Genomic DNA, 26,386 nt, shown 5'->3' on the forward strand with positions numbered 1-26,386 from the left:
GGCGCAAACCATGAAAATCAAAACGCTTCTTATCGCCAATCGCGGCGAAATCGCCTGCCGAATCGCGCGCACCGCGCGGGCCAGCGGCATCATCCCTGTTGGCGTGCATTCGCAAGCCGACGCCAATGCCCTTCACGTCCGTGAGATCGGAAAATCCGTTTGCATCGGTGCCGGTCCGGCATCGGAAAGCTATCTGAAGATCGACGCGGTCATCGCCGCCGCCATATCTGTCGGCGCCGATGCGATCCATCCCGGTTACGGCTTTCTGGCCGAGAACGCAGATTTCGCCCGCGCGGTCGAAGCCGCAGGCATGATCTTCATGGGGCCGACACCGGAAACGCTGGAACGCTTCGGCGACAAGGCCAGCGCCAAGGACGCGGCGGTTGCTGCCGGCATTCCGGTTGTCTCGGGCGCCCAGGGCGCGCGCTCCAACCCGCAGGAAATCGCACAGGAAGTGCGCAAGATGGGCCTGCCGGTGTTGCTCAAGGCGGTCGGCGGCGGCGGCGGGCGCGGGCAGCGGCTCGTGACAGATGAAGCCACGCTTGTGGAGGACATCGAGGGCGCGCTGCGCGAAGCAAAGTCCACCTTTGGCTCCGAGGGCCTTCTGCTGGAACGCTTTCTGCCCGAGGCACGCCATGTCGAGGTGCAGATCGCGGGCGACGGCAAGGGCCATGTGGTGCACCTGTTCGAGCGCGACTGCACGCTTCAGCGCCGCCACCAGAAGGTCATCGAAGAGGCCCCGGCTTGGGGCTTGCCTCGCGCGCTTCTTGACGAGATCGCGAATGACGCGGTGCGTCTGGGCGAAACGCTCAATTACCGCGGCCTGGGCACGGTCGAATTTCTGGTCGCGGGGGACGAGTATTTCTTTCTGGAGGTGAACCCGCGCATCCAGGTGGAACACCCCGTAACAGAGGCGATCACTGGGCTGGACCTGGTCGCGTTGCACCTGCGCATTGCCGAGGGCGCGGGCCTGGGGCTTGTTCAGGAGGATCTGCGGATCAACGGCCACGCCGTCGAAGCGCGGCTTTACGCCGAAGACCCGGCCATGCAATTCGCCCCCTCGACGGGCACGCTGACCACACTCAGCCTGCCCGGCGGCCTGCGGATCGACAGCGGTGTCGAAGAAGGTGACGCGGTGACGCCCTATTACGACCCGATGATCGCCAAGCTGATCGTGCACGCGCCCGACCGGGAAACCGCCCTGGCGCGGCTGGCGACGGCGCTGAACCATGTCGCGGTGGAGGGCGTGGAAACCAACCGTGCCTTTCTGACGGCGCTGGCGCGAAACCCCGAATTCGGGCAGATGCAGGTTCATACGCGCTGGATCGACGGCCGACTTGACGCGCTGACACAGCCGCCCCCCCTTACCCGCCCCGAGCGGTGGAAGGCGGCAGCCGCGATTCTGTTCGTGGCAACGTCGCGCCGCGATGCGGATGCCGATCCCTGGAGCAACCGCGATACCTTCACTGGCTGGCGGCTTGGCCTGGGTGGCGATGCGGTTGAGGCGGGACAGCGCGTGACGCTCTCCGATTCCGCCGGTGCATCCGAAGAATTGCGCGTCGGCCCGGTCAAACCGGGTGACAAATACACCGTTATTTCGGAAAACGGCGATGCTACCATGTTGACCGCGCGCGAAATCACGCCGGGTCGATGGCGCCTGAGCGAGGGCGATACCGTCCTTTTGATCGACGCGCGGCTCCACGCCGGGGTGATTGAGATGGACACGCCCGAAGGTCGGCTGATCTTTCGCCCGGCCACGCCGCTGGCCTTTGCCGGCGGCGATGCGGCAGCGGATCGCGCCGTAGTCTCGCCGCTGACTGGCATGATCGTCGAGATCAAGGTGACCGAAGGTCAACCCGTCGCCGCAGGCGACGTGATTGCGGTCATGGAGTCCATGAAAATGGAAATCTCGATCCGCGCTGCCGCAGCCGGGATTGCCAGCAATATTTCCGTCTCGAATGGGGACATGGTTGATCGCGGCCAGGTCATCGCCGAGATACTGCCATCTGAGGAGCAATGAAATGAGCGACTTTCCCAAATTCGTCGAATTTCGTGAGGAAGGCCCGCGCGAGGGCTTTCAGATCGAAAAGAAGATCTACCCGATCGAACAGCGGATCGAACTGATCGATATGCTTAGCGAAACCGGTCTGAAGCGCATTCAGGTCGGCAGCTTTGTCAGCCCGAAATACGTGCCGCAGATGGCGGACACCGGGGAGTTGTTCCAGCGTATCAAGCGCAAGCCGGGCGTGAATTACACGTCACTATGGCTGAACGACAAAGGGTTTCGCAAGGCCCTGACGGCGCATGAGGTCGATATCGACCCGCGCCTGCTGTTATATCCTTCCGAGGCGTTTGCCCAATCGAACAACAATTGTTCCTCCGCGGAAATGCGGGAAAAACAACGCGACTGGGTTCGTCTTTACAAGGAAGAGGGATATACGATCGACGCGGCCTATGTGATGACGGCCTTCGGCTGCAACTTCGAGGGGCCGATCCCGCAGAGCCGCATCCTGGACGATTTCCGCTTCGTTCTTCAGCTGTGCGAAGAAGAGGACATCCCCGTACCGATCCTTGTGATCGCCGATACAATGGGCTGGGGCAACCCCGAAGCGGTCAAGCGCATGATCGGCGCGCTGCGCGAAATGGCACCCGATGCGCGCATCGGGATGCATATCCATGACACGCGCGGCCTTGGCATCGCCAATCTTTACGCGGCCCTGTCGATGGGGGTGGACATGTTCGAAAGCTCGGTCGCCGGTCTTGGCGGCTGTCCCTTCGCGGGCCACGGCCATGCCCGCGCCGCAGGAAATGTCTGCACTGAGGATGCGGTGTTCCTGTGCCACGAGCTTGGCATCGAAACCGGGATCGACCTGGACAAGCTGATCGCTGCGGCGGTTAAGGCGGAAGAAATCATCGGCGCACCACTGATGGGCCGGGTCATGCATACCGGCGGGCTCGACAAGTACCGCAAGGCAAACTGAAGAGGAATGAAGATGGCAAAGGCACTTGACGGAAAAGTGGTTCTGGTCACCGGCGCGGGTGGCGGTATCGGCCGCGATATCGCGCTGATGGCGGCGTCCGAAGGGGCGGCGGTGGTGGTCAATGATCTGGGGGCATCCCTGAAAGGCACCGGCCAGACCGAAAGCGCCGCTCAGGCCGTCGTCGCAGAGATCAAAGCCGCCGGAGGTGATGCGATCGCCGATGGCGGTTCGGTCACCGACCCCGAGGCCGCGCGTGCGATGATCGAGGCCGGTGTCAAGGAATTCGGTCGCATTGACGCTGTGGTCAACAACGCAGGCATCCTGCGCGACGGGTTTTTCCACAAGATGACATACGAGGATTTCGATGCGGTGGTGAAGGTCCATCTTTATGGTTCCTTCAATACCAGCCGCGCTGCCGCCGATTATTTCCGCGAACAGGAAGGCGGTGCCCTGGTTCACATGACCTCGACCTCGGGTCTGATCGGCAATCTGGCGCAAGCGAACTATTCGGCCGCAAAGCTGGGTATCGCGGCGTTCTCGAAATCGGTCGCGCTCGACATGAAGCGGTGGAACGTGCGGTCGAACTGCATCGCGCCCTTCGCCTGGAGCAGGATGATCTCGTCGATCAAGACCGAAACGCCCGATCAGGTGGCGCGGGTTGCAAAGCTCAAACAGATGACCCCTGCAAAGGTGGCACCCATGGCCTGTTTCCTCATGTCCGACAAGGCCGATGGCGTCAGCGGGCAGATCTTTGCCGTTCGCAACAATGAGATCTTCCTCTTCAACCAGCCCCGCCCGGTGCGGTCGGTTCATTCCGGCCATGGCTGGACAGCAGATGAAATCGCCGAGCGCGCCATTCCCGCGCTCAGATCGCAGTTCACACCGCTCGAGGTGTCGGCGGATGTCTTTTCGTGGGATCCGGTCTGATGGGGAAGCGCAAGGAAAAGATCACTTCGAACATCGGCTGGAGCACCCCTGACAAGATCTGCGTGCGGGGCCTTGACCTGCCGAACGAGATCCTGGGCCACATGAACCTGGGCGATCTCGCCTTTCTGCAACTGACGGGCCGCAAGGCCACGCCAGAGGAAAGCCGGGTCTTCAACGCCATTGTCATTACCCTGGTGGAACATGGCATCACGCCCTCGGCCCTTGCCGCACGCATGACCTATATGGGCGCGCCGGAATCGCTTCAGGCGGCGGTGGCGGCCGGTCTGTGCGGGCTGGGCACGGTCTTTGTCGGCTCGATGGAGGGCGCGTCGAAGATGCTTTACGAGGCGCTGCCGCAGGACAAGCTGGGAACCGGTGTCGATCTGGATGCGCTTGCCGTCGAGACGGTCGAAAAGTTCCGCGCCCGCAAGGCCATCGTGCCGGGGCTTGGCCATCCGGTACACAAGCCGGTTGATCCACGCACACCGCGCCTGTTCCAGATCGCCGCCGAGAATGGCAAATCCGGCGAATATGTCGCTCTGATTCAGAAAATTCAGGGCGTGGCAGAGGCGAAATCGGGAAAGATGCTGCCGATCAACGCCACCGGTGCCATCGGCGCGATCTGCTGCGAATTCGGGTTCCCCTGGAAGATCGTGCGCGGCTTCGGTGTGATGGCGCGGGCGATCGGGCTGGTCGGCCATATCCTTGAGGAAAGCGAAAACCCGATTTCCTATGAGCTGTGGCAGCGTGCCGAGCAGGAAATCCTTGAAACCTCGGGACCGGGAGCGAAATAAACGATGCAGACATCAGCCCCCGAAACCCATGGCGACCTGCGCGATGCCCTGCGCGCGCTTTGTGCACAGTTCCCGCCAGAATATCATCGAAAATTCGGCGAGAACGAAACCTACCCCGTGGAATTTGTCGATGCGCTGACCCGCGAGGGCTGGCTCGCCGCGATGATCCCCGAGGAATACGGCGGATCGGGCCTGGGTCTGACCGAAGCCTCTATCATCATGGAAGAGGTGAACCGCTGCGGCGGCAACGCGGGCCACTGCCATGGGCAGATGTATAACATGGGCACGCTTCTGCGGCACGGGTCGGACGAGCAGAAGCAGAAATACCTGCCCGCCATCGCCAGCGGCGCGCTGCGTCTGCAGTCCATGGCCGTGACAGAGCCGACCACCGGCACCGACACCACCAAGCTCAAGACCACAGCGGTCAGGAAGGGCGACCGCTATGTGATCAACGGCCAGAAGGTCTGGATCAGCCGCATTCAACATTCGGACCTGATGATCCTGCTGGCCCGCACCACACCGTTGAAAGATGTCAAGAAGAAGTCCCAGGGCCTGTCGATCTTCATGGTTGATCTGAAAGAGGCCATCGGCAATGGCATGGAGGTGCGCCCCATCGCCAACATGCCCGGCCACGAAACCAATGAAGTGTTCTTCGACAACCTGGAGATTCCCGCCGAGAACCTGATCGGAACCGAAGGCCGCGGATTTTACCACATTCTTGACGGGCTCAACGCCGAACGCACGCTGATTGCCGGGGAATGTATCGGCGACGGATACTGGTTTGTGGATAAGGCCCGCGCCTATGCCGGCGAGCGTATTGTCTTCGATCGCCCGATCGGTCAGAATCAGGGCGTGCAGTTTCCTATCGCCAAGGCCTATGTGAACGTCGAGGCCGCCAACCTGATGCGCTTCGAGGCCGCAAGACGCTTTGACGCCGGGCAGGATTGCGGGGCACAGGCGAACATGGCAAAACTATTGGCCGCCGATGCCAGCTGGGAAGCGGCCAATGCCTGCATCCAGACCCATGGCGGCTTCGGCTTTGCGCGCGAATACGATGTCGAGCGCAAGTTCCGCGAGGCCCGACTGTATCAGGTGGCCCCGATCTCGACCAACCTCATCCTGTCCTATGTCGGCGAGCATATCCTGGGTATGCCGCGGTCGTTCTGAGGCCAGGGACCATGAGTGAGATCGACCTTGACGCGCTGGCACCCTGGCTAGGACGCACTGAAACCAAAGAAGACGTCCTGACGCACGGTCTGATCGACAAATTCCGTGCCACGTTCGGTCCGCATCTTTGCGGCGGAGCAGGTGATGTCCCGCTGGGGATTCATTGGTGTATTGCCCTTGATACCGTGCCAGCTGCCGCTCTGTCAGACGATGGCCATGCTGCAAGGGGTGGGTTTCTGCCCCCTGTCCCGCTGCCAGCCCGTATGTGGGCCGGCGGCGATGTTACACATCTCACGCCGCTGAAGATCGGCGAAGCCGTCACCCGCCGCTCGGTGATCGGGGATATAACGGCCAAGCAGGGCCGCAGCGGAACGTTGGTCTTTGTGACCGTAGAACACGAGTATTCGAGCGGCGGCCGGCTTTGTATTCGGGAGAAGCAATCGATTGTCTATCGCGAGATTTCTGCGCCCCGCCCGGTCAAGAACGTACCTGACGCGGTTGACCCCACCACGCTCAGATCGAGCCTTGCACCGGATCCGATGCTGCTGTTTCGCTATTCGGCGCTGACGTTCAATGCCCATCGCATCCACTATGACCACGTCTACGCCACCGAAACCGAAGCCTATTCCGGGCTTGTTGTGCATGGCCCATTGCAGGCGACGCTTCTTCTGAATCTGGCGGCGGAAGCCTTGAAGACGTCGCCCCAGCGGTTTTCTTTCCGGGGACTCGCACCGCTGACCCTGCCCTGCGAATTGCAGTTGCATAGTGAAGGCGCCGAAAACTCCGGAACCGTCTGGTGCCAGGATCAAACCGGTCTTCGAAGCTTTACCGCAGAATACGCGACTGTCTGAGCGGTTCTGCTTGGCGGCGGATTTAATTGTTGATTTAACTTTCTAACAGATGTTAGGTATCAGAAAGAGGCTTGGCACCTCCGGCAGCAGCACTCTGAAATAAGAGGTGGGAGGAGAAAAATGCGAGGAAACCTCGTCACTCGCGGATCACCGTTCGGTCGGGTTATGTGCCGTTCCATGGGCTGTCGGCAAAAGGCACGGGCTGAGTCATGACCACGAATGGGGGGATCGTCACATCGCCGCTTGCTGTGCGCAGTGCAACTTTGAAATTTGGCGGTGTGACGGCGCTCGACGATGTGAGCATTACCGTGAACGACGATGAATTGCTTGCGATCATCGGTCCGAACGGTGCCGGAAAAACATCACTTCTGAACGTTACTGCGGGTTTCTATCGTCCGCAGAAGGGCCGTGTCGAGTTGTCCGGGCAGGACGTTACCGGCCTGCGTGTTGACCAGATCGCCCGGCGCGGACTGGCGCGTACGTTTCAGGGCACCCATCTCTTTGCCGGGCAGACCGTGGTGGAAAACATCATGATCGGTCGTCACATGCTGATGAAATCGAATGTGATCCAGGCCTTTTTCCAGTTTGGGCTCGTGATGCGGGAGGAATCAGAGCATCGCGAAGCCGCCGAAGAGATTATTGACTTTCTGGAGATCGAAGCAATCCGCAACCGGCCAGTGGGCACATTGGGCTACGGGCTGCGCAAACGTGTCGATCTGGGCCGCGCATTGGCGCAGGAACCATCCATCCTGCTGATGGATGAACCGATGGCTGGCATGAACTCGGAAGAGAAAGAAGACCTCGCGCGCTTCATTCTCGATGTGCGCGAGGCGCGCAAGATTCCAGTGGTTCTGGTCGAGCACGACATGGGCGTTGTTATGGACCTTGCTGACCGGATCGTGGTGCTGGACTTCGGGCGGGTCATCGCCGAAGGCACGCCCGAAGAAATCCAGAAGAACCCGGCTGTGATCAAGGCATATCTGGGTTAGCGGGATGACAAAACAACGAACAGCAATGGTCTTTTCAGACCCGGCAGTGACACACAGCGAAACCCTGCCGCAGATTTTGCTCGCGCGTGCAACGTCCATGCCGAACAACCTCGCCGAACGCCACAAGCGCCTGGGCATCTGGCGGGAATTCACCTGGGCCGATGTGATTGACAGAGTTCGTGCCCTGGCTCTCGGGTTGGACAACCTGGGCCTGTCGGCGGGCGAATCCGTCATGTTGATCGGGGAAAACGAACCCGAACATTTCTGGGCTGAATACGCCGTTCAGTCATTGGGCGGCAAAGTCCTGTCCGTCTATCCGGATCAGAACGCCGAAGAGATCCTGTATCTGGCCGAAGACTCGCAAACGCGGATTTTTCTGGCGCAGGATCAGGAGCAGGTCGATAAATGCATCGAGATCGCGGGCAAGTACTCGGGTGCCCTGGCGATCGTTTACTGGGATGATTCCGGTCTATGGGGCTATGATCATCCCCTGTTGCATTCCTTTGAAAGTGTGAGCGCGGCAGGACGTCAGATCCACGCCAAAGAGCCTGCCAGATTTGAAGAACACGTCAAACGCGGGAGGGCGGACGATACCGCCGTGCTGTCCTATACTTCGGGGACCACGGGAAAACCCAAGGGCGTTGTCATCAGCCATCGCTACCTGTTCGACAACTGCTCACGGGTGATGGGGGCAATCGAAATCGCGCCGGGCACCGAATACCTGACCTACATTTCGCCGGCCTGGGTTACGGAACAGATTTTCGGCCTGTCGATCGGTTTGATCGCGCCCATGGTCGTCAATTTTCCCGAAGGCCCCGAAGACGTGCTGACCAACATCCGCGAACTGGCGGTTGACGCGCTGGTGTTCAGTCCGCGCCAGTGGGAAAACCTTGCGTCGATCGTGCAGGCCCGGATGTTGGGCGCGGGCAAGTTCCGCAACTTGATGTACAATTGGGGTATGAAAGTCGGCCGTGACGTTTATGTCGAACGCTTGGAAGGGCGCAGTCCCAGCCTCGCCTCGCGCCTGCGACTTCCCTTTGCCGAGGCGCTGGTGCTGCATCACCTGCGCGACAATTTAGGCCTTGGCAAGGCAAAAAATGCGATGTGCGGCGGTGCTCTGATGGCCCCCGAAGTCTTTCGCATGTTCCACGCCATGGGGGTCAAGCTGCGCAACGTCTATGGCGCGACCGAAATCGGCCTTCTGACCGCGCATGTCAGCGAAAGTTATCAGCTGGAAACAAGCGGCAGCTGGATGCAAAGCAATACCGCTTATGGCGATCCGTTGGAATACCGCATAACGCCGCAAAGCGAGTTGCAGGTCCGCGGCGGCTCGGGCTTTGGCGGATATTATGGCAAACCGGACAAGACCGCCGAGGTGCTGACCGAAGACGGTTGGTATGCCACCGGCGATGCGGTTTCGATGACCGATGACGGAGAGCTGGTATTCTACGACCGCGTCAAGGACATGCGCCGCCTGGCGAACGGCCACAGTTATCCGCCGCAGTTTATCGAAACACGGCTGCGCTACAGCCCCTACATCAAGGATCTTATGACGCTGGGCGACGAAACCCGGGATTTTGTCGGAGCGCTGATCAATATCGACATGGAGGTCCTCAGCCGCTGGGCCGAAGAGAACAATATCAGCTTCTCGACCTATACCGACCTGTCGCAAAAAGCCGAGGTTCTGGACCTTATCAAAGGCGAGGTTTCGCGCATCAACGCCTTGCTGCCCGAAGGTTCTCGGGTCGTGCGGTTCGCGAATTTCCCCAAGGAACTGGACCCGGACGAAGGCGAGCTGACCCGCAGCCGGAAACTCCGGCGCGAATTCCTGGAAGATCGGTATGCCACGCTCGTTGAGGCTATTTACAGCGGTGCCGACAAGATCGACCTTGAGATTGCCGTTACTTATCAGGATGGACGCCAGGGCGTGCTCAGGGCCGAGGTGCGTGTATCGGATGTCGAGAGCGGATCGAAGGCTGCCGGGCGGCGGTCGCAAATTTAAGGGAGGTCGGCAAAAATGGTCTATTTCATCAATGACATCATCACCGGGGCCTTGATCGGCCTGCTTTACGCGCTGGTGGCCATGGGGTTCGTCGTGATCTACCGCGCTAGCAAGGTGTTCAATTTCGCGCAGGGCGAACTGGTGATCATCGGCGGTTTCATCGTCTGGTTCACAACCATGCAGCTCGGCCTGAGCCTGTGGCTGTCGATCCCGCTATCCTTGGTTCTTGCGGGTCTTGTCGGCTATCTGATCGAACGGATTTTCCTCACCAAGCTGATCGGTGAATCGGTGTTCTCGATGGTGATGGTGACTGTCGGCCTGCTGATCCTGCTGCGTGGCGTCGTCCTGCTGCTGTTTGGGGCTTCCGTCCGGCCATTCCCGATCATCTTTCCGCTGAAGCCGCTCTTCCTCGGCGATATGCTGATTCCGATGAACTTGCTTATCGGGGGGATCATCACCATCGTTGCCGCCGTTGGCCTGTCCTGGTTCTTCAACTGGACCCGTTCAGGCCTGCGGATGACGGCAGTGGCCGAAGATCACGTCGTCGCTGCTTCGATGGGGATTTCGGTGAAAGGCTCTATTGCCTTTGCCTGGATTCTCGGCGCAATCCTGTCCACGATAGGGGCGATGATCTTCCTCAGCGGCAAGTCGCTGACCTTTCTGGCCTCGGATATCGGTTTTGCGGCACTGCCGGTTGCATTGTTCGCCGGGTTGGAGTCGATCGGCGGACTTGTCCTGGCGGGAATCATCATCGGTGTAATCCAGAGCCTGACCACCAACTACCTCGATCCGATCATCGGCGGCTCGCTCGGCAGTGTCGTGCCCTATATCATCATGCTTGCCATTCTGCTGATCCGGCCCACGGGTCTGTTCGGCTGGCGCACAATCGAGCGGGTTTAATTCATGGATCCTTCCGGCATTTTTCCCACAAGCTATCGCGCCGACAGACGTCTCGTGCGCACGCGCTGGCAGGCGGTTTGCCTGGCGCTGTTCCTCGTGGTTATGCTGGCGATGCCCTATCTTGTGAGCGGGCGTATCATCGCCGTGCTGAACATGATGCTGATCAGCGCCGTGATCGCCGTCGGACTCCAGATTTGCACCGGCTATGCGGGCCAGATCAATCTGGGCCAGGCCGCATTCATGGGGGTGGGCGCCTATACCGCTTCGATACTGGCCTCCAAGACCGGTCTCACGTTCCTGTTGACCATACCGTTGGCCGGGTTCGCGGCTGCGCTGTTCGGCTTTCTCTTCGGTTTGACGGCGACTCGGATCAAGGGGTTCTATCTGGCGCTGACCACTCTCGCGGCACAGTTCATCTTTCATTTTGCAGTCCTGAACCTGCCATCCTCCTGGCTAGGTGGCTCAAATGGAGTCACCGTGCCGGCAGCAGAGATATTCGGGCTGCGCTTCGTCACCGAGACCCAGCAATTCTACATGAACCTTGCGGTTGCCGCGATCATGATCGCAGGCGCGTTCGGGATCATCCGGTCGCGCTTCGGTCGCGCCTTCATCGCGGTCAGGGACGATGACGTGGCCGCAGGCATCATGGGGATCAATGTAGCGGCTACCAAGGCGAATGCCTTTCTGATCGGCGCCTTCTATGCTGGCGTCGGCGGGGCACTTTGGGCCTACATGATCCGCTTTATCGGGGTCGATCAATTCACCCTGTTCCATTCCATCTTTTTCGTGGCGATGATCATCGTCGGTGGAATGGGGTCGATCGTCGGGGCGCTGGTCGGTGTCTTCGTCATTCGCACCATCCAGGAAGTTATTGCCACAGTCGGCCCGAATATCGCCGATTCCGTCTCGTTTCTGGGAGGCGATATCGTGTTCGCGGGCATGAACGTCATTCTTGGTGGCGTGATTGCCTTGTTCATGATCCTTGAACCCAAGGGGTTGATGCACCGCTGGAATATCCTGAAGTCGTCTTATCGTATCTGGCCGTTCCCCTATTGATTTCGGGGCGGTCTATAACCTGGGAGGAGAATGAAAATGACATACCTCAGCAAATCGGGCCTTGGGGGGCTGCTGGCCGCCGGAACGCTGGCGCTCGCCACGGCGCTACCAATGAAGGCACAGGCGGAGACCACATACAACCTTGCGCTTCTGTCGGACTTTTCTGGCCCCTATGCCGACATCATGCCGATCTTGGCCTCAAGCCGGGAGGTCGTTTTCGACTGGTGGAACGCGACCAGCGGCAAGGAACTCGGCGTCAAGCTGAACTACAAGAACTACGAGACCCGATATGATGCCGCACAGGTCGCCAGCCTGTGGCCCGGAATCAAGTCGGAGCTGGCGCCGATCGCCGTGGTCGGCCTTGGCGGGCCGGACGTGGCGGCCCTGTCCGAACGCTTACCCGAAGACAAGATCCCGATGTTCATGGCCACGGCCGCCTATGGCTTTGCCTGGCAGCCCGATTCCTGGATATTTAATCCGCGCCCGACCTATGCGCATGAAGCCGCAGGCTTTCTGGCTTGGATGCGCGAACAGCGTGGCGGCGACGAACCCATAAAATTCGCGGTCCTGTCCTCCGAGGCATCCCCTGCCTATGTCGATATGGGAAAGGGGCTCGAAGTCTATGCCGAAGAGTATCCCGAGGCCGCCGATTTGGTTGAGGTCATCTATACCGACGTGCAGCCGACCGACCTGACCGCGCAAATGCGTCGCGTCGCGCGGTCGGGGGCCGAAGCGGTGATCATCCAGACCAACACCTCGATCGTGGTCGCCGCGAAACGCGGGTTGCAGGCCAACGGGGCCGACATCCCGATCATGATGAGCTCGCATAACGGGCTGCCTGCCTCGGGCAAAGCGCTTGGCGGGCTGGCGCAGCTTGAAGGCGACTTTGAGGCCTACGGCATGGTGATCGCGGCCGATGAGGACACAGAAGCGCAGCAGTTCTACCAGACCCTAGTTTCGGATTACGGGCTCAAGGCGCCCTGGAATGTCGTGACGGCCATGGGGATTTCCCAGGCCCTCTATACCGTGGCCGTGATCGAGCACGCGATCGAGGAGAACGGTGCCGAAGGTCTGACGGGCGAGCTGGTGCGCGAGGCGCTCTTTGCCAAGCCGATCACCTCGGAGGAAACCCATGGCTTCCTTCCGAGTCTCACTTTCACCCCCGAAGCCCCCTTTCCTCTGAAAGGACTCAAGGTGAACGTGGGCACGGTTAAGGACGGGAAGATCACCATCGCGGCGACCGGCGTCGATGTTCCCGATTTGAGCAAGTGGTAAACAAAACCCGGGCACCGCGATCGTGGTGCCCGACCCTTTCTCTGGATCCGGACCCGAAGTTATGCTCGAACTCAATAACGTGGAAGTGACCTATTCCGACGTCATTCTGGCGCTCAAAGGGGTCTCAATGACCGTGCGCGAGGGTCAGTGTGTTGCGCTTCTCGGTGGAAACGGGGCAGGAAAAAGCACGACGCTCAAGGCGATTTCCGGAACTCTGAAATCCGAAGACGGAACCGTGTCCGCCGGTTCGATCGTCCTGAACGGCACGCCGATTCAGAACATGGAAGCGTCGAATGTGGTAAAGAATGGCCTTATCCATGTGATGGAGGGCCGACGCGTGCTGCGTCACCTGACATCGGAACAGAACCTGATTGTCGGCGGGCATATGGTGACCAATTCCACCGAACTGAAAAACCGTCTGGCTCATGTCTACAGCCTGATGCCGCGTCTTGCGGACCTGCGCAACCGCACCTCGGGGTTCATGTCCGGCGGTGAGCAGCAACTGCTTTTGATCGGCCGGGCCATGATGGCGAGGCCCAAGATCATCGCCATCGACGAGCCGTCGCTGGGTCTGGCGCCGATGATGATCCGTGACGTCTACGAAGTTCTCAAACAGCTCAAGCGCGAAGGCACGACCTTCTTTCTTGTTGAACAAAACAGCGCCGCCGCCCTGTCGATCGCCGATTACGCCTATGTGATGGAGAACGGGCGCATCGTCTTGGATGGCCCCGCCCACAAGCTCGCCGGCAACGAAGACATCAGAGAATTCTATCTTGGTGTCACCGCCTCCGGTGAACGCAAGAGCTATCGCGAAATCAAGCATTATCGGCGCCGCAAAAGATGGCTCGGATAGGAGGGGAAATACAATGACTGAATTGCTGGACATCAAGGGTCATACCGCACTTGTAACCGGGGCCGGACAAGGCGTGGGTCGTCAGGTCGCGCTTTATCTCGCCGAACATGGCGCGGGTGCCGTTGTGGTCAACGATTTCCACGCCGCGCGGGCCGAAAGCGTCGCGGCGGAAGTGGAAGCGGCTGGTGCAAAGGCGCTACCGATGGCCTTTGACGTGTCGGATTTCGATGCTGTCGGCGCGGCCTTTTCCGAGGCGCAGCGCGTCTTTGGTAGCGTGGAAATTCTGGTCAATAATGCTGGAAATGCCGGGCCGACGTCACGGCTCGACGATCTTGTACCGTTCTGGGAATCAAACCCCGCCGAATGGCGGCGCTGGATGGCCACCAATTTCGATGGCGTGCTGAACTGCACCCGCCACGCCATGCCGATGATGGTCAAGGGTGGCTACGGACGCATCGTGACGGTCATTTCCGACGCAGGCCGGGTGGGCGAGCCGCACCTGGCGGTCTATTCCGGTGCCAAGGCCGGGGCGGCGGGCTTCATGCGCGCCATTGCAAAGGCCGGTGGCCGGTTCGGAGTTACCGCAAACTGCGTCGCCCTAGGCGGCACCAGAACCCCGGCGGTCGCCGATCTGATCCCGGATGCGGAGACCGAAAAGCGGGCGCTTTCGCAATATGTGATCCGTCGGCTGGGTGAGCCGGAAGACGCGGCAGGCATGATCCTGTTTCTTTGCTCGGATGCAGCAAGCTGGATCACCGGCCAGACCTATCCGGTGAATGGCGGTTATTCATTTGCTTGCTAGAGCCGAATATGGGCAGTCGCAATCAATTGGGGCCGCCCTCGAACAAGCGTTTATTATCGGCGCCGATCTCCGGCGGCAGCCCCGAAATCTCGGTTTCGAAACCGTCGAATTTCAGGGGTTGGACCAGAAAAGTCTCTGTCTTGCCGCCATCGTGCGCGATGGTGCGCAGCAACCGGCGGGCGCGCACATGCGGATCGTTCATGGCCTCGGCCAGCGAATTGACAGGGCCCCAGGGTACGCCGGCCTTGTCAAAGAGACCGCCCCAGTCCGCGCGCGTCTTGCCGACAAGAACCGCCGCAATCTCCTCCCGCAACTCGTCCTTGCGCGTGACACGGTCGCGGCTTTTCATCCCGGCGAGGTCCAGTTTGTCGATCGCCTCGCAGAACGGATGCCAGAACCAGTCCTCATGCGCGATGGACAGCGTCAGCAGTTTGCCGTCCTTGCAGGTGAACACGCCATAGCCCGGCTCAGAGATGAACTCGCCCAGCGGCGTGCCATTGGCCGCGGGCACAAGGAAGGCCGTGAGCATCGAGACCACCGCATCCGACATCGAGACATCGACGTAACGGCCCTGCCCCGTCCGCTGGCTGGATACCACAGCCGAGAGGATCGCGATCGCCGCGAACAGCGCGGCGCCGATATCCGCAAGCGGCAGGGTCGGCACCGGCCCCGGTTGCCCGGCCTCGGCCTGATCGGCCAGAAGACCACCGACGCCTTCATAGCTGAGGTCATGCCCCGCCCTGTCGCGATAGGGGCCGTCTTGCCCGTATCCCGAGATCGACACATAGACCAGCCGCGGATTGATCTTGCGCATGTCCTCGAACCCGGCGCCAAGTGCTGCCAGCTTGCCGGGGCGAAAGCCTTCGACGATGACATCGGATTTGCTGACCATCTCACGAAACCGCGCGATCCCCTCGGCGGATTTCAGATCGAGCGCCACGCTGCGCTTGCCCCGGTTCAGTGCACGAAACAGCGGCGGAAACTGCCGCGCCGGATCGCCAACACCGGGCCGTTCGACCATGATCACCTCGGCCCCTATATCCGACAGAAGCATCGTCGCGTAGGGGCCGGGGAATTGTTCCGCGAGGCTGAGGATTTTCAATCCGGCCAGTGGTGCAGTGCTCATGTCAGTCTCCCGTTGTCGTTTTATCCGTGTGCGGGTCTGGCCCATAGCAGCGCAATCCGCCGCAAAAGGCAACCTGAAATCATATCTTTTCATTCTTCTTCAGGAGCTTACCATGACTGAAGCCCCCCAGACCCTGTCCGTGGAGCGCGTGGCCCGAACCGAATGGATCACCTTCCAGAGGACCGACCAGTTGAACGCCATGTCGATGCAGATGCTGCGCGAGATGGCAGATGCGCTTGAAGCCGCGATTGCCGACGATGCCATTCGCGCTATTGTCCTGACCGGCTCGGGCCGTGCTTTCTGCGCGGGGGCCGATCTGAAGGAAGTGGCCGGTGCCAGGCATGAACCCGGAGAGTCCGACCTGCTCGATCTGGTCGAGCACACGTTCGGGCTGATACGCCATGGCCCCAAGCCTGTGATCGCCGCCGTCAACGGGCTGGCCATGGCGGGCGGGCTGGAAATGGTGATGTCCTGCGATCTGGTCTTTGCCGCCGAAAGCGCGCAGATTGGCGATGCCCATTCCAATTTCGGCGTCTTTCCCGGTGCCGGCGGCGCCGCGATCCTGCCGCGCCGGATCGGACTGAACCGCGCGAAATACCTGCTGTTCTCGGGCGAAAATGTCTCGGCGCGGGAAATGATGGAGTGGGGATTGGTCAACAAGGTGGTTGCGGATGCGCAGCTTCGCGAGACGGTGCAGGCCTTTGCCGACAAGCTGACCGACAAGAGCCCCGCCGTGCTGCGCCGCATGAAGGCTGTGGCGAATAGGTCGATGAACGTGGACGAACCTGCGGCGCTGGCCGAAGAGATGCTGAACCTGCGCGCCCATATGCGGTCCTGGGACATGCGCGAGGGGCTGACGGCATTCAATGAGAAGCGCAAGCCGCAGTTTCGCGGATACTGACACAGGAGAACGAATGATGCAGGATATTTATGTCGTCGGCGTCGGCATGACGCCGTTCGGAAAGTTCCGGGACAAGTCCATCAAGGACATGACCCGCGAGGCCGTCACCGGTGCCCTTGCCGATGCCGGATTTGCGGCAGAGCACATCGACGGTGCGTTCTTCTCGAATGCCGTGCAGGGCCACATGGAAGGCCAGCACATGATCCGCGGCGAGATCGCGCTGCGCGAGATGGGCATTCAGGGCATTCCGGTGGTGAATGTCGAAAACGCCTGCGCAAGCGCCTCGACCGGGTTCAAGCTGGCGGTGGATTTCCTCAAGGCCGGCAACGGCGATTGCTGCCTCGCCGTGGGGGCCGAAAAGATGTATTCCGATGACCGCGCGCTGATGTTCGCGGCCTTTGACAGCGGCTGGGACGTGAGCAACGGCGAAGCGGTCGCGCAGCGCCTGGCCGATCTGGGTGCCGGGGTGGAGGAACCCGAAGGCTCGAAATCGTCCAAGCCCTATAGCGTGTTCATGGATGTCTATGCCGGCTTCGCGCGGCTGCACATGAAAACTTTTGGCACGACACAGGAACACTTCGCGGCCGTGTCCGCCAAGAACCACGGGCACTCGGTACATAATCCGCTGGCGCAATATCGCGACAGCATGAGCATTGATCAGGTGCTCGCCGCGCCGCCCATCACCTACCCGCTGACCCTTCCCATGTGCGCCCCGATTTCCGACGGCGCGGCGGCGGCGGTGCTTTGTACGGGCGAGGGCCTCAAACGGCTGGGCATCGACCGGACCCGCGCGATCAGGGTCAAGGCAGCGGTCCTGCGCTCGGGCACCGACCGCGCGCCCGAGGATCACGAAAACCACCTGACCCGCCTTGCCGCCCTGCAAGCCTATGAACAAGCCGGGCTTGGCCCCGATGACATGTCCCTCGCCGAAGTGCACGACGCAACCGCCGTGGGCGAGGTCATCCAGATAGAGAACCTGGGCTTTGTCCCGTTCGGCGAAGGTGGCCGGGCCAGCCTCCGCGGCGAGACAACGATCGGCGGGCGCATCCCGGTGAACACCTCGGGCGGGCTGGAATCCAAGGGCCACCCGGTGGGTGCCACCGGGATTGGCCAGATATTCGAACTGGTCACGCAACTACGCGGCGAGGCTGGCGCACGCCAGGTTGACGGCGCACAGAACGCCATCGCCGAAAATGGCGGCGGCTTGCACGGCGTCGAGGAAGCCGCCGCCTGCGTTACCATTCTGGGCCGCTGAAACAAGGAAAAGAAAATGGAAAATGTGATTGCTGCCGCACAGGCGATTTATACCGACGACCAGCGCATGTTGCTGGAAAACTTCCGCAAGATGGCCAATGCGGAATTCGCTCCGCTAGTGGAAAAATACGAAGACCTGGGCCATCCTCCGGATGCGGAAACCCTCAAGGGCTTGTTCGCCAAGGTCGAGGAATTCGGGCTCATCAGCGGCTTGCTCCCCGAAGAGGACGGTGGCGCGGGGATCGACCGCATGACCTATGGCATCCTCTACGAGGAACTGGCGCGGATCTGGGCCGATCTGGCGATTGCCGTTCTGATTCAGGGCCATGCCGCATTCGCGCTCAACCTGTTGGGCGACGCGGCGCAGAAAGAGGCTTATCTCAAACCGCTCCTGCGCAGTGAGCGCATTTGCGCCACTTGCATTTCCGAACCCTCCGTCGGCTCGAACGTGCGTGAGGTCAAGACCCGCGCGGAGCGCCACGGCGACAGGATTTTTGTCAGCGGACAGAAGCTGTGGATTTCCAACGGTGCGCAATCGGATTTCGCCATCGTTGTCTGCAATCTGGACGGTGGCATTTCCATGGTTATCGTGGATCGCGACAAGGGCGGTTATGAAAGCCGCGAGTTGCGCAAGATGGGGCTTGTCGGGGCATCGACCTGCGAATTGTTCTTTGACCGTGCGGAAACCAGCGCCGAACATGTTCTGGGAAATGCAGGCGGGGGCCTGTTCCAGACATTGAAGCTTTTTGAGAGCGCGCGGGTCTTTGTGGGACTGACAAGCGTCGGTATTGCACAAGCGGCGCTGGAGTGCGCAGTCTCTTATTCGAAAGAGCGCGAGCAGCACGGCAAGCCGATCGGCGGGCACCAGTTGATCCAGGGCTACCTAGCCGACATGGCCACGCATCTGGATGCTGCGCGCCTGTTGTGCCAGCGTGGGCTGCAACTTCTGGAACTGGGCGTGCGCTGCGACACGCAGACCTCGATGGCGAAATGGTATGCGACTGAAATGGCAGTCGAAATCGCCGGCAAGGCCGTGCAGATCCACGGCGGCAACGGTATCACCAAAGAGTTTCCCGTCGAACGGCACTTCCGCAATGCCAAGGTCATGCCGATCCCGGACGGCACCACCGAAATCCAGAAGCTGGTCATCGGGCGCAACCTGACCGGGCTGAACGCGTTCTGAAATGCGCCCGGGCCGGTACGGCACACGAGGTGCAGCCACGGCGTGATCGTTCCGGCCCAATGGCGTTAAGCAGGTCGATCCAAACGGTTCTGTCGCATCGTTTTGGGCTTTTTTGAGTCGCCCAAGCTTCGAACATGATTATGCAGCGAGGTCCGTAAACTGCTGAAAGGCGGTACGTCCATTGGCCGGGATCTGTCCCTTTCGGATCATGTGGGCGATCTCGATCCCTGCAATGGTGGCCTGCGCGGAGTGGAAGGTTTTGAAGCCCATCATTGGGGCGGTTATGCGCTTGATGAAGCGATGATCCTGCTCGAGGAGATTGTTGAGGTACTTGACCTGCAGGATCTTAACCTTCTTGCCCGTGCCGGTGAACTTGAGGATAAAATTCACCGCCTGCAGGCCAGCCAGATTGGCTCCGCTCTTGTCAATTACCACCCGGTCCGGAACCCCGTGGGTGGCGATAGCACCTCTGAAGAAGCGGAGTGCCGCTGCCAGATCACGGCGCTCAGACAGCATAAAATCAAGGGTTTCGCCATTGCGATCAACGGTACGGTAGAGATAGGTTCATCGGCCTTTGACCTTGATGTAGGTCTCGTCCATTCGCCAGGACGTAACCGCCCGGTTGTCCTTGCAGTTACCCATAGGTGTGGTGCGGCGAATTGATTCACCCGTCAGACTTGGTCTTGGGCTGTGTCAGCAAAGCGTGTTGGTTCGCACTTTGTTCTGATCTGTCAGTGAGGTATGCTGAGGCTTCCTAAAGCAATTCGACATTAACCTGAGACATATCCAGCAGCCCTGAAGTAGTTCCAGCACTCTGCTGGGTCGTATAGGTCGCAGATTGATCCGATGGCTTCGAAGACATCGGTGAATGTTCTGGCACCGATCCGTCGCAGGTGGGCTTTCAGCTTTGAGAAGGCTTGTTCGATGGGGTTCAGATCGGGCGAGTACGGCGGCAAGAAGAGGAACCAGCATCCGTGGTCTCGCAAGGCCTGCGCGGCCTCCGCGTTCCGATGCGTGGCAAGGTTATCGAGGATGACGACGGTGCCGGGGGCGATTTCGGGGACCAGCACTTCGCGGATGTAGGCGGCAAAAGCGGAGCCATCCATTGCGCCCTTGATGACCCACGGCGCGATCAGCGCGTCCTGGGTCAGACCTGCGATCAGCGTCTGGGTGCCCCAACTGCCAAAGGGTGCGTCCATTGTCAGGCGTTCACCCTGCGGCGCCCTGCCGCGCAGGCGGGTCAGATTGGTCTTCACGGCCGTTTCGTCAATAAAGACAACGCGCTCGGGCAAGGCCGCAATGGCAGGCAGCCGATGCCTGAACCAATCCGCGCGCTGCTGTCTTACCTTGGCGCGGCGGCGCTCGGTCGCCACCAGCGACTTTTTTTGTACGTGAAGCCGAGCCGGGATAGCAGGTTGGCGATGGAGGAGTGATGCACCATCACGCCCTCGGCATCGGCCAGCGCATCGCGCAGCTCGAAGAGCGTGATGTCGGGGTCTTGGGCGATCAATTCTTCAAGGAAAGCCTGATGCGGGACCAGCTTTCCCCTGCCGCGCGGAGGTCCCTGAGGGGCAGGTTCTGCATGGCCTCTGACCCTCACTTGCCGCGCCCACCTTGCACCCGTGGCAGGTGACACTTTCAAACGCAACGCTGCCGCCCGTCCGCTCAACCCTTCCTCAACCAATCTCTGAAATCGCGTCCGAAGTGCCAATGGCAAAGGTGCTGACATGATCCATCCTCCCAAACAGGATGAATCACATCTGATGCCTCAAGGGAATCCATTCCGATTCAGGTTTTGCGTCGGACGCTTTAAGCTCCAGGAGACCCGCCATGCCCCGCTTCGATCCGGCTGAATTCGGCCGTCTGCTTGCCCGCCTGACCCCGCAGGAGCTGCGCCAGGCCGAAGGGCTCGTTGCAGATGCGCGCAAGCGTGCCGAGGCGGTCCTGGAGATCGACGCGCGGGCCGATGCTGGCGGCCCGGCGGCGTCCTGCCCGCGCTGCGGGGGCGACGCGCGCACCCGGTGGGGTCGGACCAGAACAGGCGCACAGCGATGGAACTGCTCGGGGTGCGGGGCGACGTGGTCAGGTCGCAGCGGGACGCCGCTGGCCCGGGTTCACCGCCCCGATCTGGTGGTCGCGCTGGCACGCGACATGATCGAGGCGCCGCAGCCGATGTCGTGCCGCCGCGGGGCCGAGGTGCTGGGTGCGTCGCGTCACAGCATCTGGCGCTGGCGGATGGCGATCATCGGCGCCCTGAAGCCGGAGCCCGACGCCACCCTTGCTGGCATCGTCGAAGCCGACGAAGCCCACCAACGCGAGAGCCGAAAGGGGTCGAGGGAGTGGGTCAGGCACCGGCGTGACCCCGTGAACCACCCGGTGCCGCCCCGCCTGAGGTGGCGGGCCTATCGGTGCAGGAGCGGTTCGGCGGTCGCGCCTCCGGGGGGCTGGCGGGCCTGGGAGAAGAAGCTCCTCGCGGCAACCGATCGCGCCGGCCACCGGGCGTTCGAGGCCATTGCCGACGCGGGCCAGGCCGCGATCTCCGGTGCCCTGCTGCCCGTGATGGCGCCGGACGCGGTGCTCTGCACGGACGGGTTCGTCACCTACGAGCGGATCGCGAAGGACGCGCGCATCCCGCACTTCGCGCTCAACGCAGGGCGGCGGACGGAACGCACCCCGCGCAGCCACCACATCAACACCGTGAACGCCCTGATCAGCCGTTTCCGCGCCTTCATGCAACCCTTCTGCGGACCCGCGTCAAAGAACCTTGCAGCCTACGGCCGATGGCATGCCGCCCGAAGCAACGCGGACCGCTCCTACCTTCATGCGCTCAGGCTGCTGCTCGCTTCAGGCCCTCGCGCCAACACGGTTTGCTGACACCGCCTGGTCTTGTTTGTAAGGAACCGATCATGATTCGTCATGTGGCACCAAATGATTGAGGTGCAGACATGGGACAAACTTGGGTGGAAACGGAAACTGCCGGATGCGATCTGGGAGATGCCCGGCTGAACCGGCGACTCGAAGGAATGCTCGAGGCCCTTGGTGAACGGCCGGGAAAATCGCTGCCGACGGCGTTTCAGGACTGGTCAAACACCAAGGCCGCCACGCGATTGTAGGATCCGGTGAAGCCAAGCGCGACCAGATCAGCATGCATCCGCTTCAGGGACCGCCGTTGCTTACGCGACTTCCCCGCCTCGGTCTTCAGCCAGCCTGCCAGCTTGTTGGCAAAAGGATCGAGTTTGCTGGGCCGCTCCGGCGTCGAAAAGGAAGGCTCGATCGTCCCCGCGTTCAGATACTTCTTGATCGTATTGCGCGACAGACCAGTCCGTCGGGCAATCTCCCGGATCGGGAGGCCGTGCCGCAAACGCAGCTTCCGAATAATGTTCAAAAGTCCCATGTGGATCACTCCGTTGCCCCCCTGCGCGCGTCGCGTGGGGGAAGGGTCACATGGGTCATGTATGGATGCCCCCGTTCGCGCAAGTTGGCTTTCGAACAGCATTGACGTGTGATCGGGTGCGGTCATGTATCAGGCCTGTTGCGCGGCAAACACATGACCGCTGGCCGGTATGGAGCTGCGCGGCTCTGGTGCAAAGGTTCTAAAGCGTTTTGCGTGTAATCTGAGGCATATCCTGCAGCTTTGAGGAAGTTCGAGCATTCGTCTGGATTGAACATGTCACAGATGTCGCCAAGAGCTTCGAACAAGGCATCATAGGTCCTGGCGCCGATCCGCCTCAGGTGAGCTTTGAGTTTGGAGAAGGCCATTTCGATCGGATTGAGATCGGGGCTGTAGGCAGGCAAAAACAGGAACCAGCAGCCTCTCTTGCGCAGTGCTTCGGCGGCGCGCTGGCTCTTGTGTGTGGACAGGTTGTCGAGGATGACGACGGTTCCGGGATCAAGCGCCGGGGCCAGTTGCGTCTCGATGTAGGTGTCGAAGGCGGGACCGTTCATCGCCCCTTTGATCACCCATGGCGCGATCAGGGCGTCCTGCGTCAGCCCAGCGATGAAGGTCTGCGTGCCCCATTTGCCGAATGGGGCTGTGCCGTACAGCCGCTCCCCGACAGGGGCACGTCCGCGGAGCCGCGTGAGGTTCGTCTTGACCGCCGTCTCGTCGATGAAGACCAGCCTGTGCGGTTCCAGGCGCATGCGAGGCTGGCGGCGCATGATCCAATCGTGACGGGCCTGGCGGAGCGCGGGCCGATCACGCTCGGCTGCGATCAGTCCTTTTTTTATATGACAGTCCAGCCCGTTCGAGAGCACGGTGCAGCGAGGAGAACTGAACATCTACGCCATGTGTTTCCGACAGGGCTGCGGCCAGTTCCTTGAGCGTGATGTCCGGTTCGGCCTGCACGATCTCCAGCAGAAACTCCCGATGCGGTGCGAGTTTGCCAAACTGACCAGCGGGGCGGCCCTGCAGCTTGGGACGCGCAGCGCCATGGTCTCGATGCTCTGCTGCAAACCGAACCGCCGTCGCCGCGCTCACCCCGAAAAGCCGCCCTGCAGACCGGGCTGAGTTTCCCTTGGCAACGTATGCGCAAATCCGTTCCCGAAGATCTAAAGAGTAAGGCTTGCCCATGATCCACCTCCCAAAAGAAGTGAATCAAACAAACAGCCTCCTGTGAATCCACTTTCGATTCAGATCAAACGCAAACCGCTTTAGGACGCTACCCGGGTCAGTTCTCGGTGGAAATCAACACCAAGGTTGCAAAGAGCGGATAAACGTATCGACGCGATCTTCGATATCGAGCGTGAAATCAATGGCAAGGCCGCAGGCACACGCACATGCTTGGCCGCGCGACATGAACGATCAAGCCCATTGGTCGAAGGTCTGCGTAGCTGGTTGATCGCAGAGCGCGGCAAGCTGTCGAAACACAACGGCGTCGCCAAAGCCATCGACTACTTCACCACCCCTAAACATGGTCGGTGGGCGGCCTTCACAGCGCTCCTCGACGACGGGCGCATCTGCCGGCCCAATAACGCCGCCGAACGCGCCCTCAGAGGAATTTACCCTTGGACGCAAGTCATGGCTTTTTGCGAGCTCAGAGCGCGGCGGCGACAGAGCCGCCTTTATGTATACTCTTATCGTAACGGCAAAAATGAATGATATCGACCCCCAAGCATGGATGGCCGATGTGCTTGCCCGCCTTCCAAACATCACAATCTCGCGCGTGCATGAGCTGCTCCCGATGCATTGGAAGGCTGAAGTTGAAGGTATCAAAGCCGCGTAGCCGCGGCTCTCGCCGGTTGCTTACTCCGTTTCTGCGGTTGTCGCAGATGATCGGGAAGCGATTTCAACCGTCTTTTTGGTTAATGATCAGTTCTGCATTCTCGGGCAGTTCCGAAACAATGCTCACCTCGTCGGCGCGGATTCGTGCATGCAGTTTGAAGGTCTCTGCTGCGGCTGTTTCCGCAGCAGAAGCATCGGCACCGTCTTCCAGCACAAGCGAGATGCGGATCATGTCGCGATCGTTCTCGCGCGTTACCACGGCCTGCGCGGCCTTCACGCCGGGCGAGCCGATGACGACTTCCTCGACCACGCGCGGATAGACGAAAATCTCGCGCACTTTCACCGCAGCGCCGACCCGGCCCTGCAGTGCGGAAATCCGGCTGATGCTGCCATCCGCGTTGCTCTCCAGCGCAAAGGCGCTGTCGCCGGTGCCAAACCGAATCATCGGCCAGGTGGCATCGCGCGCGGTCACAACAACCTCGCCCGGTTCCCCGTGAGCGACCTGTTCTCCACTGACCGGATCGCAGATCTGCACAACGCGGTCGGGATGAACCACATAGCCGTCGCCGCCATCCTCATAGCCGACAAGGCCCAGATCGGCGGTGGCATAGGCTGCCCAGGTGGACACGCCGTAATCGGCCTCGATCCGGCGGCGCTTGGCCATCCAGTCACCCATCTCACCACCGAGGAAGGCCGTTTTCACCTTCCAGGCGTCGCGGCCATAGGTTTCGATCACCTTGTCCGCCAGCGTCAGGAAAAACGCGGTGGATGCGCAGATCGAAGTGACGCCGGTTTCGACGATGATCTGCGCCTGAAGCTCGGTATTGCCGACGCCGCCGGGAATTACGGTGGCCCCGGCGGCCTGTGCCGCTTCGTCGAACAAAAGCCCCGCCGGCACGAGGTGATACATCCAGGTGTTCAGGATGATGTCGCCCGCGCCCACGTCGGCCGATCTGAACAGCAGGTCCAAGCCGTGTCCACCGCCGCCCGAAAGCGACGGCTCGAAGATCGGGCCGGGCGACACGTAGATCCGGCCGACATCCCTTAGATCGACTGCGAGAAACCCGCCGAAGGGTGGGTTGGCGCGCTGGAGCTTGAGAAGTTCTTCCTTCTTCATCACCGGCAGCCGTGACAGATCTGCCAGAGACCTGACGGTCGCCGGATCGAATCCGGCAGCCGCAAATCGTGATTTCAGCCCAGGGGCCCTTTCGGCTGCGGCGGCATAGGCCTGAGCTATGTCCTTGTAGATGTCTTCAGACATGACCATGCCTCCCTGTGCAGTCGTGGTTTAAAGCGGGCAGTCCTTGCGGAAGTTCGGCGCGCGCTTCTCGCGATGCGACAGCACCCCTTCCTTGACGTCTTCGCCCATGAACCCGAGCATTTCAAGCGCAGTCGAGGCATCGAAGATCGGGCCAGCCTGGCGCAGCCAGTTGTTCAGCGAATATTTGGTCCAGCGGATCGCGCTTTGCGAGCCGTTGGCCAGTTCGACGGCCGTGTCCAAAGCGGTCTGCTGCAACACGTCATCTTCGACGCACATGGACACCAGCCCGATGCGCTCGGCCTCTTCGCCGGACACCGGCTTGCAGGTCATCAGATAGTACTTCGCCTTGGCCATCGAGGTCAGCAATGGCCAGATGATTGCCGCGACATCGCCAGCGGCAACGCCCAGACGCGGGTGACCGTCAACGATCTTGGCCTTCTTCCCGGCGATCGAGATGTCGGCCAGGATGGCCACCACAAGGCCGGCACCGGCGGCAGGACCGTTGATGGCGGAAATGATCGGCTTGTTGCAGTTGATGATGTTGTAAACGAGGTCTTTGGCCTCTTTCCACGTCTTCATGATCTCGTACGAATTGCCGATCATGTTTTCGATCAGGCTGAAATCGCCGCCAGCAGAAAACGCCTTGCCCGCGCCGGTCACGATGACCACACTGATGTCGGGGTCGCGGTCGATGTCGAGCCACATGTCGGTCATCTGGGTGTGGGTTTCCGCATCTACGGAATTGAAGGACTCAGGGCGGTCGAACGTGATGCGCAGGACGCGATCAGCCGGGTAGTCGAATTTCATCTTGTGATATTTTGCGTAACGGTCAGACATGGTTCT

At 60.8% G+C, this 26,386-nt stretch carries 22 protein-coding genes and 4 pseudogenes; 19 read left to right on the forward strand and 7 right to left on the reverse strand.

The window, feature by feature from the left end; translation table 11 throughout:
- Nucleotides 1-10 precede the first annotated feature (10 nt).
- The 13 genes from ACFO5X_RS18330 to ACFO5X_RS18390 all read left to right on the forward strand — a co-directional run bounded on the left by ACFO5X_RS18330 (nt 11) and on the right by ACFO5X_RS18390 (nt 14,597).
- The gene (locus tag ACFO5X_RS18330; RefSeq protein ID WP_380719668.1) at nt 11-2,020 is read left to right on the forward strand and encodes an acetyl/propionyl/methylcrotonyl-CoA carboxylase subunit alpha; all 2,010 of its coding nucleotides are present in this window, start codon (nt 11-13) and stop codon (nt 2,018-2,020) included.
- 1 nt (nt 2,021) lies between these two features.
- Nucleotides 2,022-2,981, forward strand: a complete 960-nt coding sequence (locus tag ACFO5X_RS18335; protein WP_380719670.1) for a hydroxymethylglutaryl-CoA lyase — start codon at nt 2,022-2,024, stop codon at nt 2,979-2,981.
- A 12-nt stretch (nt 2,982-2,993) separates the two neighbouring features.
- Entirely contained in the window at nt 2,994-3,908 is a 915-nt protein-coding gene (locus ACFO5X_RS18340) for an SDR family NAD(P)-dependent oxidoreductase (protein WP_380719672.1), read from the forward strand.
- Complete coding sequence (locus tag ACFO5X_RS18345) at nt 3,908-4,702, forward strand: citryl-CoA lyase (RefSeq protein WP_380719674.1); 795 nt, start codon at nt 3,908-3,910, stop codon at nt 4,700-4,702. The genes ACFO5X_RS18340 and ACFO5X_RS18345 overlap by 1 nt, the downstream gene beginning before the upstream one ends.
- 3 nt (nt 4,703-4,705) lie before the next feature.
- Nucleotides 4,706-5,869 carry an acyl-CoA dehydrogenase family protein gene (locus tag ACFO5X_RS18350; RefSeq protein ID WP_380719676.1) on the forward strand — a complete coding sequence of 388 codons (1,164 nt, stop codon included), beginning with the start codon at nt 4,706-4,708 and terminating at the stop codon, nt 5,867-5,869.
- A gap of 11 nt (nt 5,870-5,880) precedes the next feature.
- The gene (locus tag ACFO5X_RS18355; RefSeq protein WP_380719678.1) at nt 5,881-6,720 is read left to right on the forward strand and encodes an HTD2 family dehydratase; all 840 of its coding nucleotides are present in this window, start codon (nt 5,881-5,883) and stop codon (nt 6,718-6,720) included.
- Nucleotides 6,721-6,929: 209 nt separating this feature from the next.
- Nucleotides 6,930-7,709, forward strand: coding sequence for an ABC transporter ATP-binding protein (locus ACFO5X_RS18360; protein WP_047998046.1), 780 nt, complete (start codon nt 6,930-6,932; stop codon nt 7,707-7,709).
- A 4-nt stretch (nt 7,710-7,713) separates the two neighbouring features.
- Nucleotides 7,714-9,711: an AMP-binding protein gene (locus ACFO5X_RS18365; RefSeq protein ID WP_380719680.1), complete on the forward strand. Its 1,998-nt coding sequence runs from the start codon at nt 7,714-7,716 to the stop codon at nt 9,709-9,711.
- 15 nt (nt 9,712-9,726) lie between these two features.
- Nucleotides 9,727-10,611: a branched-chain amino acid ABC transporter permease gene (locus ACFO5X_RS18370; protein ID WP_380719682.1), complete on the forward strand. Its 885-nt coding sequence runs from the start codon at nt 9,727-9,729 to the stop codon at nt 10,609-10,611.
- Nucleotides 10,612-10,665: 54 nt separating this feature from the next.
- Nucleotides 10,666-11,667, forward strand: a complete 1,002-nt coding sequence (locus tag ACFO5X_RS18375) for a branched-chain amino acid ABC transporter permease (protein ID WP_380719684.1) — start codon at nt 10,666-10,668, stop codon at nt 11,665-11,667.
- A gap of 36 nt (nt 11,668-11,703) precedes the next feature.
- A complete protein-coding gene (locus tag ACFO5X_RS18380) occupies nt 11,704-12,942 on the forward strand; it encodes an ABC transporter substrate-binding protein (RefSeq protein ID WP_380719686.1) in 1,239 nt (412 codons plus the stop codon).
- A 61-nt stretch (nt 12,943-13,003) separates the two neighbouring features.
- Entirely contained in the window at nt 13,004-13,795 is a 792-nt protein-coding gene (locus ACFO5X_RS18385; protein WP_380719688.1) for an ABC transporter ATP-binding protein, read from the forward strand.
- A 13-nt stretch (nt 13,796-13,808) separates the two neighbouring features.
- Nucleotides 13,809-14,597 (forward strand): SDR family NAD(P)-dependent oxidoreductase, encoded by a 789-nt coding sequence (locus ACFO5X_RS18390; protein WP_380719690.1) that lies wholly within the window; start codon nt 13,809-13,811, stop codon nt 14,595-14,597.
- Between the two features lie 22 nt (nt 14,598-14,619).
- Here the strand turns inward: ACFO5X_RS18390 and ACFO5X_RS18395 are convergent, their stop codons facing one another.
- Complete coding sequence (locus ACFO5X_RS18395) at nt 14,620-15,723, reverse strand: CaiB/BaiF CoA transferase family protein (protein ID WP_380719692.1); 1,104 nt, start codon at nt 15,721-15,723, stop codon at nt 14,620-14,622.
- A gap of 112 nt (nt 15,724-15,835) precedes the next feature.
- Here ACFO5X_RS18395 and ACFO5X_RS18400 point away from each other — a divergent pair, with 112 nt between their 5' ends.
- Genes ACFO5X_RS18400 through ACFO5X_RS18410 form a run of 3 tightly spaced genes read left to right on the forward strand, consistent with a single transcriptional unit; the run spans nt 15,836 to nt 19,061 of the window.
- Nucleotides 15,836-16,624 carry an enoyl-CoA hydratase/isomerase family protein gene (locus ACFO5X_RS18400; protein WP_380719694.1) on the forward strand — a complete coding sequence of 263 codons (789 nt, stop codon included), beginning with the start codon at nt 15,836-15,838 and terminating at the stop codon, nt 16,622-16,624.
- Between the two features lie 13 nt (nt 16,625-16,637).
- Entirely contained in the window at nt 16,638-17,879 is a 1,242-nt protein-coding gene (locus tag ACFO5X_RS18405) for a thiolase family protein (protein ID WP_380719696.1), read from the forward strand.
- A 15-nt stretch (nt 17,880-17,894) separates the two neighbouring features.
- Nucleotides 17,895-19,061 carry an acyl-CoA dehydrogenase family protein gene (locus ACFO5X_RS18410; RefSeq protein WP_380719698.1) on the forward strand — a complete coding sequence of 389 codons (1,167 nt, stop codon included), beginning with the start codon at nt 17,895-17,897 and terminating at the stop codon, nt 19,059-19,061.
- Nucleotides 19,062-19,199: 138 nt separating this feature from the next.
- Here the strand turns inward: ACFO5X_RS18410 and ACFO5X_RS18415 are convergent.
- Nucleotides 19,200-19,673, reverse strand: a pseudogene (locus ACFO5X_RS18415) (IS6 family transposase); the annotation flags it as partial.
- A gap of 158 nt (nt 19,674-19,831) precedes the next feature.
- Nucleotides 19,832-20,790, reverse strand: a protein-coding gene (locus tag ACFO5X_RS18420) for an IS630 family transposase (protein WP_380719700.1) whose coding sequence is annotated in 2 segments (ribosomal slippage) — nt 19,832-20,446 and nt 20,449-20,790 — 957 coding nt in all. Because the reading frame shifts where the segments join, the coding sequence is not laid out codon by codon here.
- A gap of 101 nt (nt 20,791-20,891) precedes the next feature.
- Between ACFO5X_RS18420 and ACFO5X_RS18425 the strand changes: the two genes are divergently transcribed.
- Nucleotides 20,892-21,935 (forward strand): IS1595 family transposase, encoded by a 1,044-nt coding sequence (locus ACFO5X_RS18425; protein ID WP_380719702.1) that lies wholly within the window; start codon nt 20,892-20,894, stop codon nt 21,933-21,935.
- 71 nt (nt 21,936-22,006) lie between these two features.
- Nucleotides 22,007-22,174, forward strand: coding sequence for an IS4/Tn5 family transposase DNA-binding protein (locus ACFO5X_RS18430; protein ID WP_380719704.1), 168 nt, complete (start codon nt 22,007-22,009; stop codon nt 22,172-22,174).
- Here ACFO5X_RS18430 and ACFO5X_RS18435 read toward each other — a convergent pair.
- Nucleotides 22,156-22,455, reverse strand: a pseudogene (locus tag ACFO5X_RS18435) (helix-turn-helix domain-containing protein); the annotation flags it as partial. The gene ACFO5X_RS18430 and the pseudogene ACFO5X_RS18435 sit on opposite strands and share 19 nt — an antisense overlap.
- Before the next feature lie 218 nt (nt 22,456-22,673).
- Nucleotides 22,674-23,631, reverse strand: a pseudogene (locus ACFO5X_RS18440) (IS630 family transposase); the annotation flags it as partial.
- Nucleotides 23,632-23,766: 135 nt separating this feature from the next.
- Here ACFO5X_RS18440 and ACFO5X_RS18445 point away from each other — a divergent pair.
- Nucleotides 23,767-24,283, forward strand: a pseudogene (locus ACFO5X_RS18445) (IS66 family transposase); the annotation flags it as partial.
- A 63-nt stretch (nt 24,284-24,346) separates the two neighbouring features.
- Here the strand turns inward: ACFO5X_RS18445 and ACFO5X_RS18450 are convergent.
- Nucleotides 24,347-25,543, reverse strand: coding sequence for a phenylacetate--CoA ligase family protein (locus tag ACFO5X_RS18450; protein WP_380719706.1), 1,197 nt, complete (start codon nt 25,541-25,543; stop codon nt 24,347-24,349).
- Nucleotides 25,544-25,570: 27 nt separating this feature from the next.
- Nucleotides 25,571-26,380: an enoyl-CoA hydratase/isomerase family protein gene (locus ACFO5X_RS18455; protein ID WP_380719708.1), complete on the reverse strand. Its 810-nt coding sequence runs from the start codon at nt 26,378-26,380 to the stop codon at nt 25,571-25,573.
- Between the last annotated feature and the right edge of the window lie 6 nt (nt 26,381-26,386).

This window comes from Seohaeicola nanhaiensis (assembly GCF_042654245.1).
Classification (GTDB): Bacteria; Pseudomonadota; Alphaproteobacteria; order Rhodobacterales; family Rhodobacteraceae; genus Seohaeicola_A; species Seohaeicola_A nanhaiensis.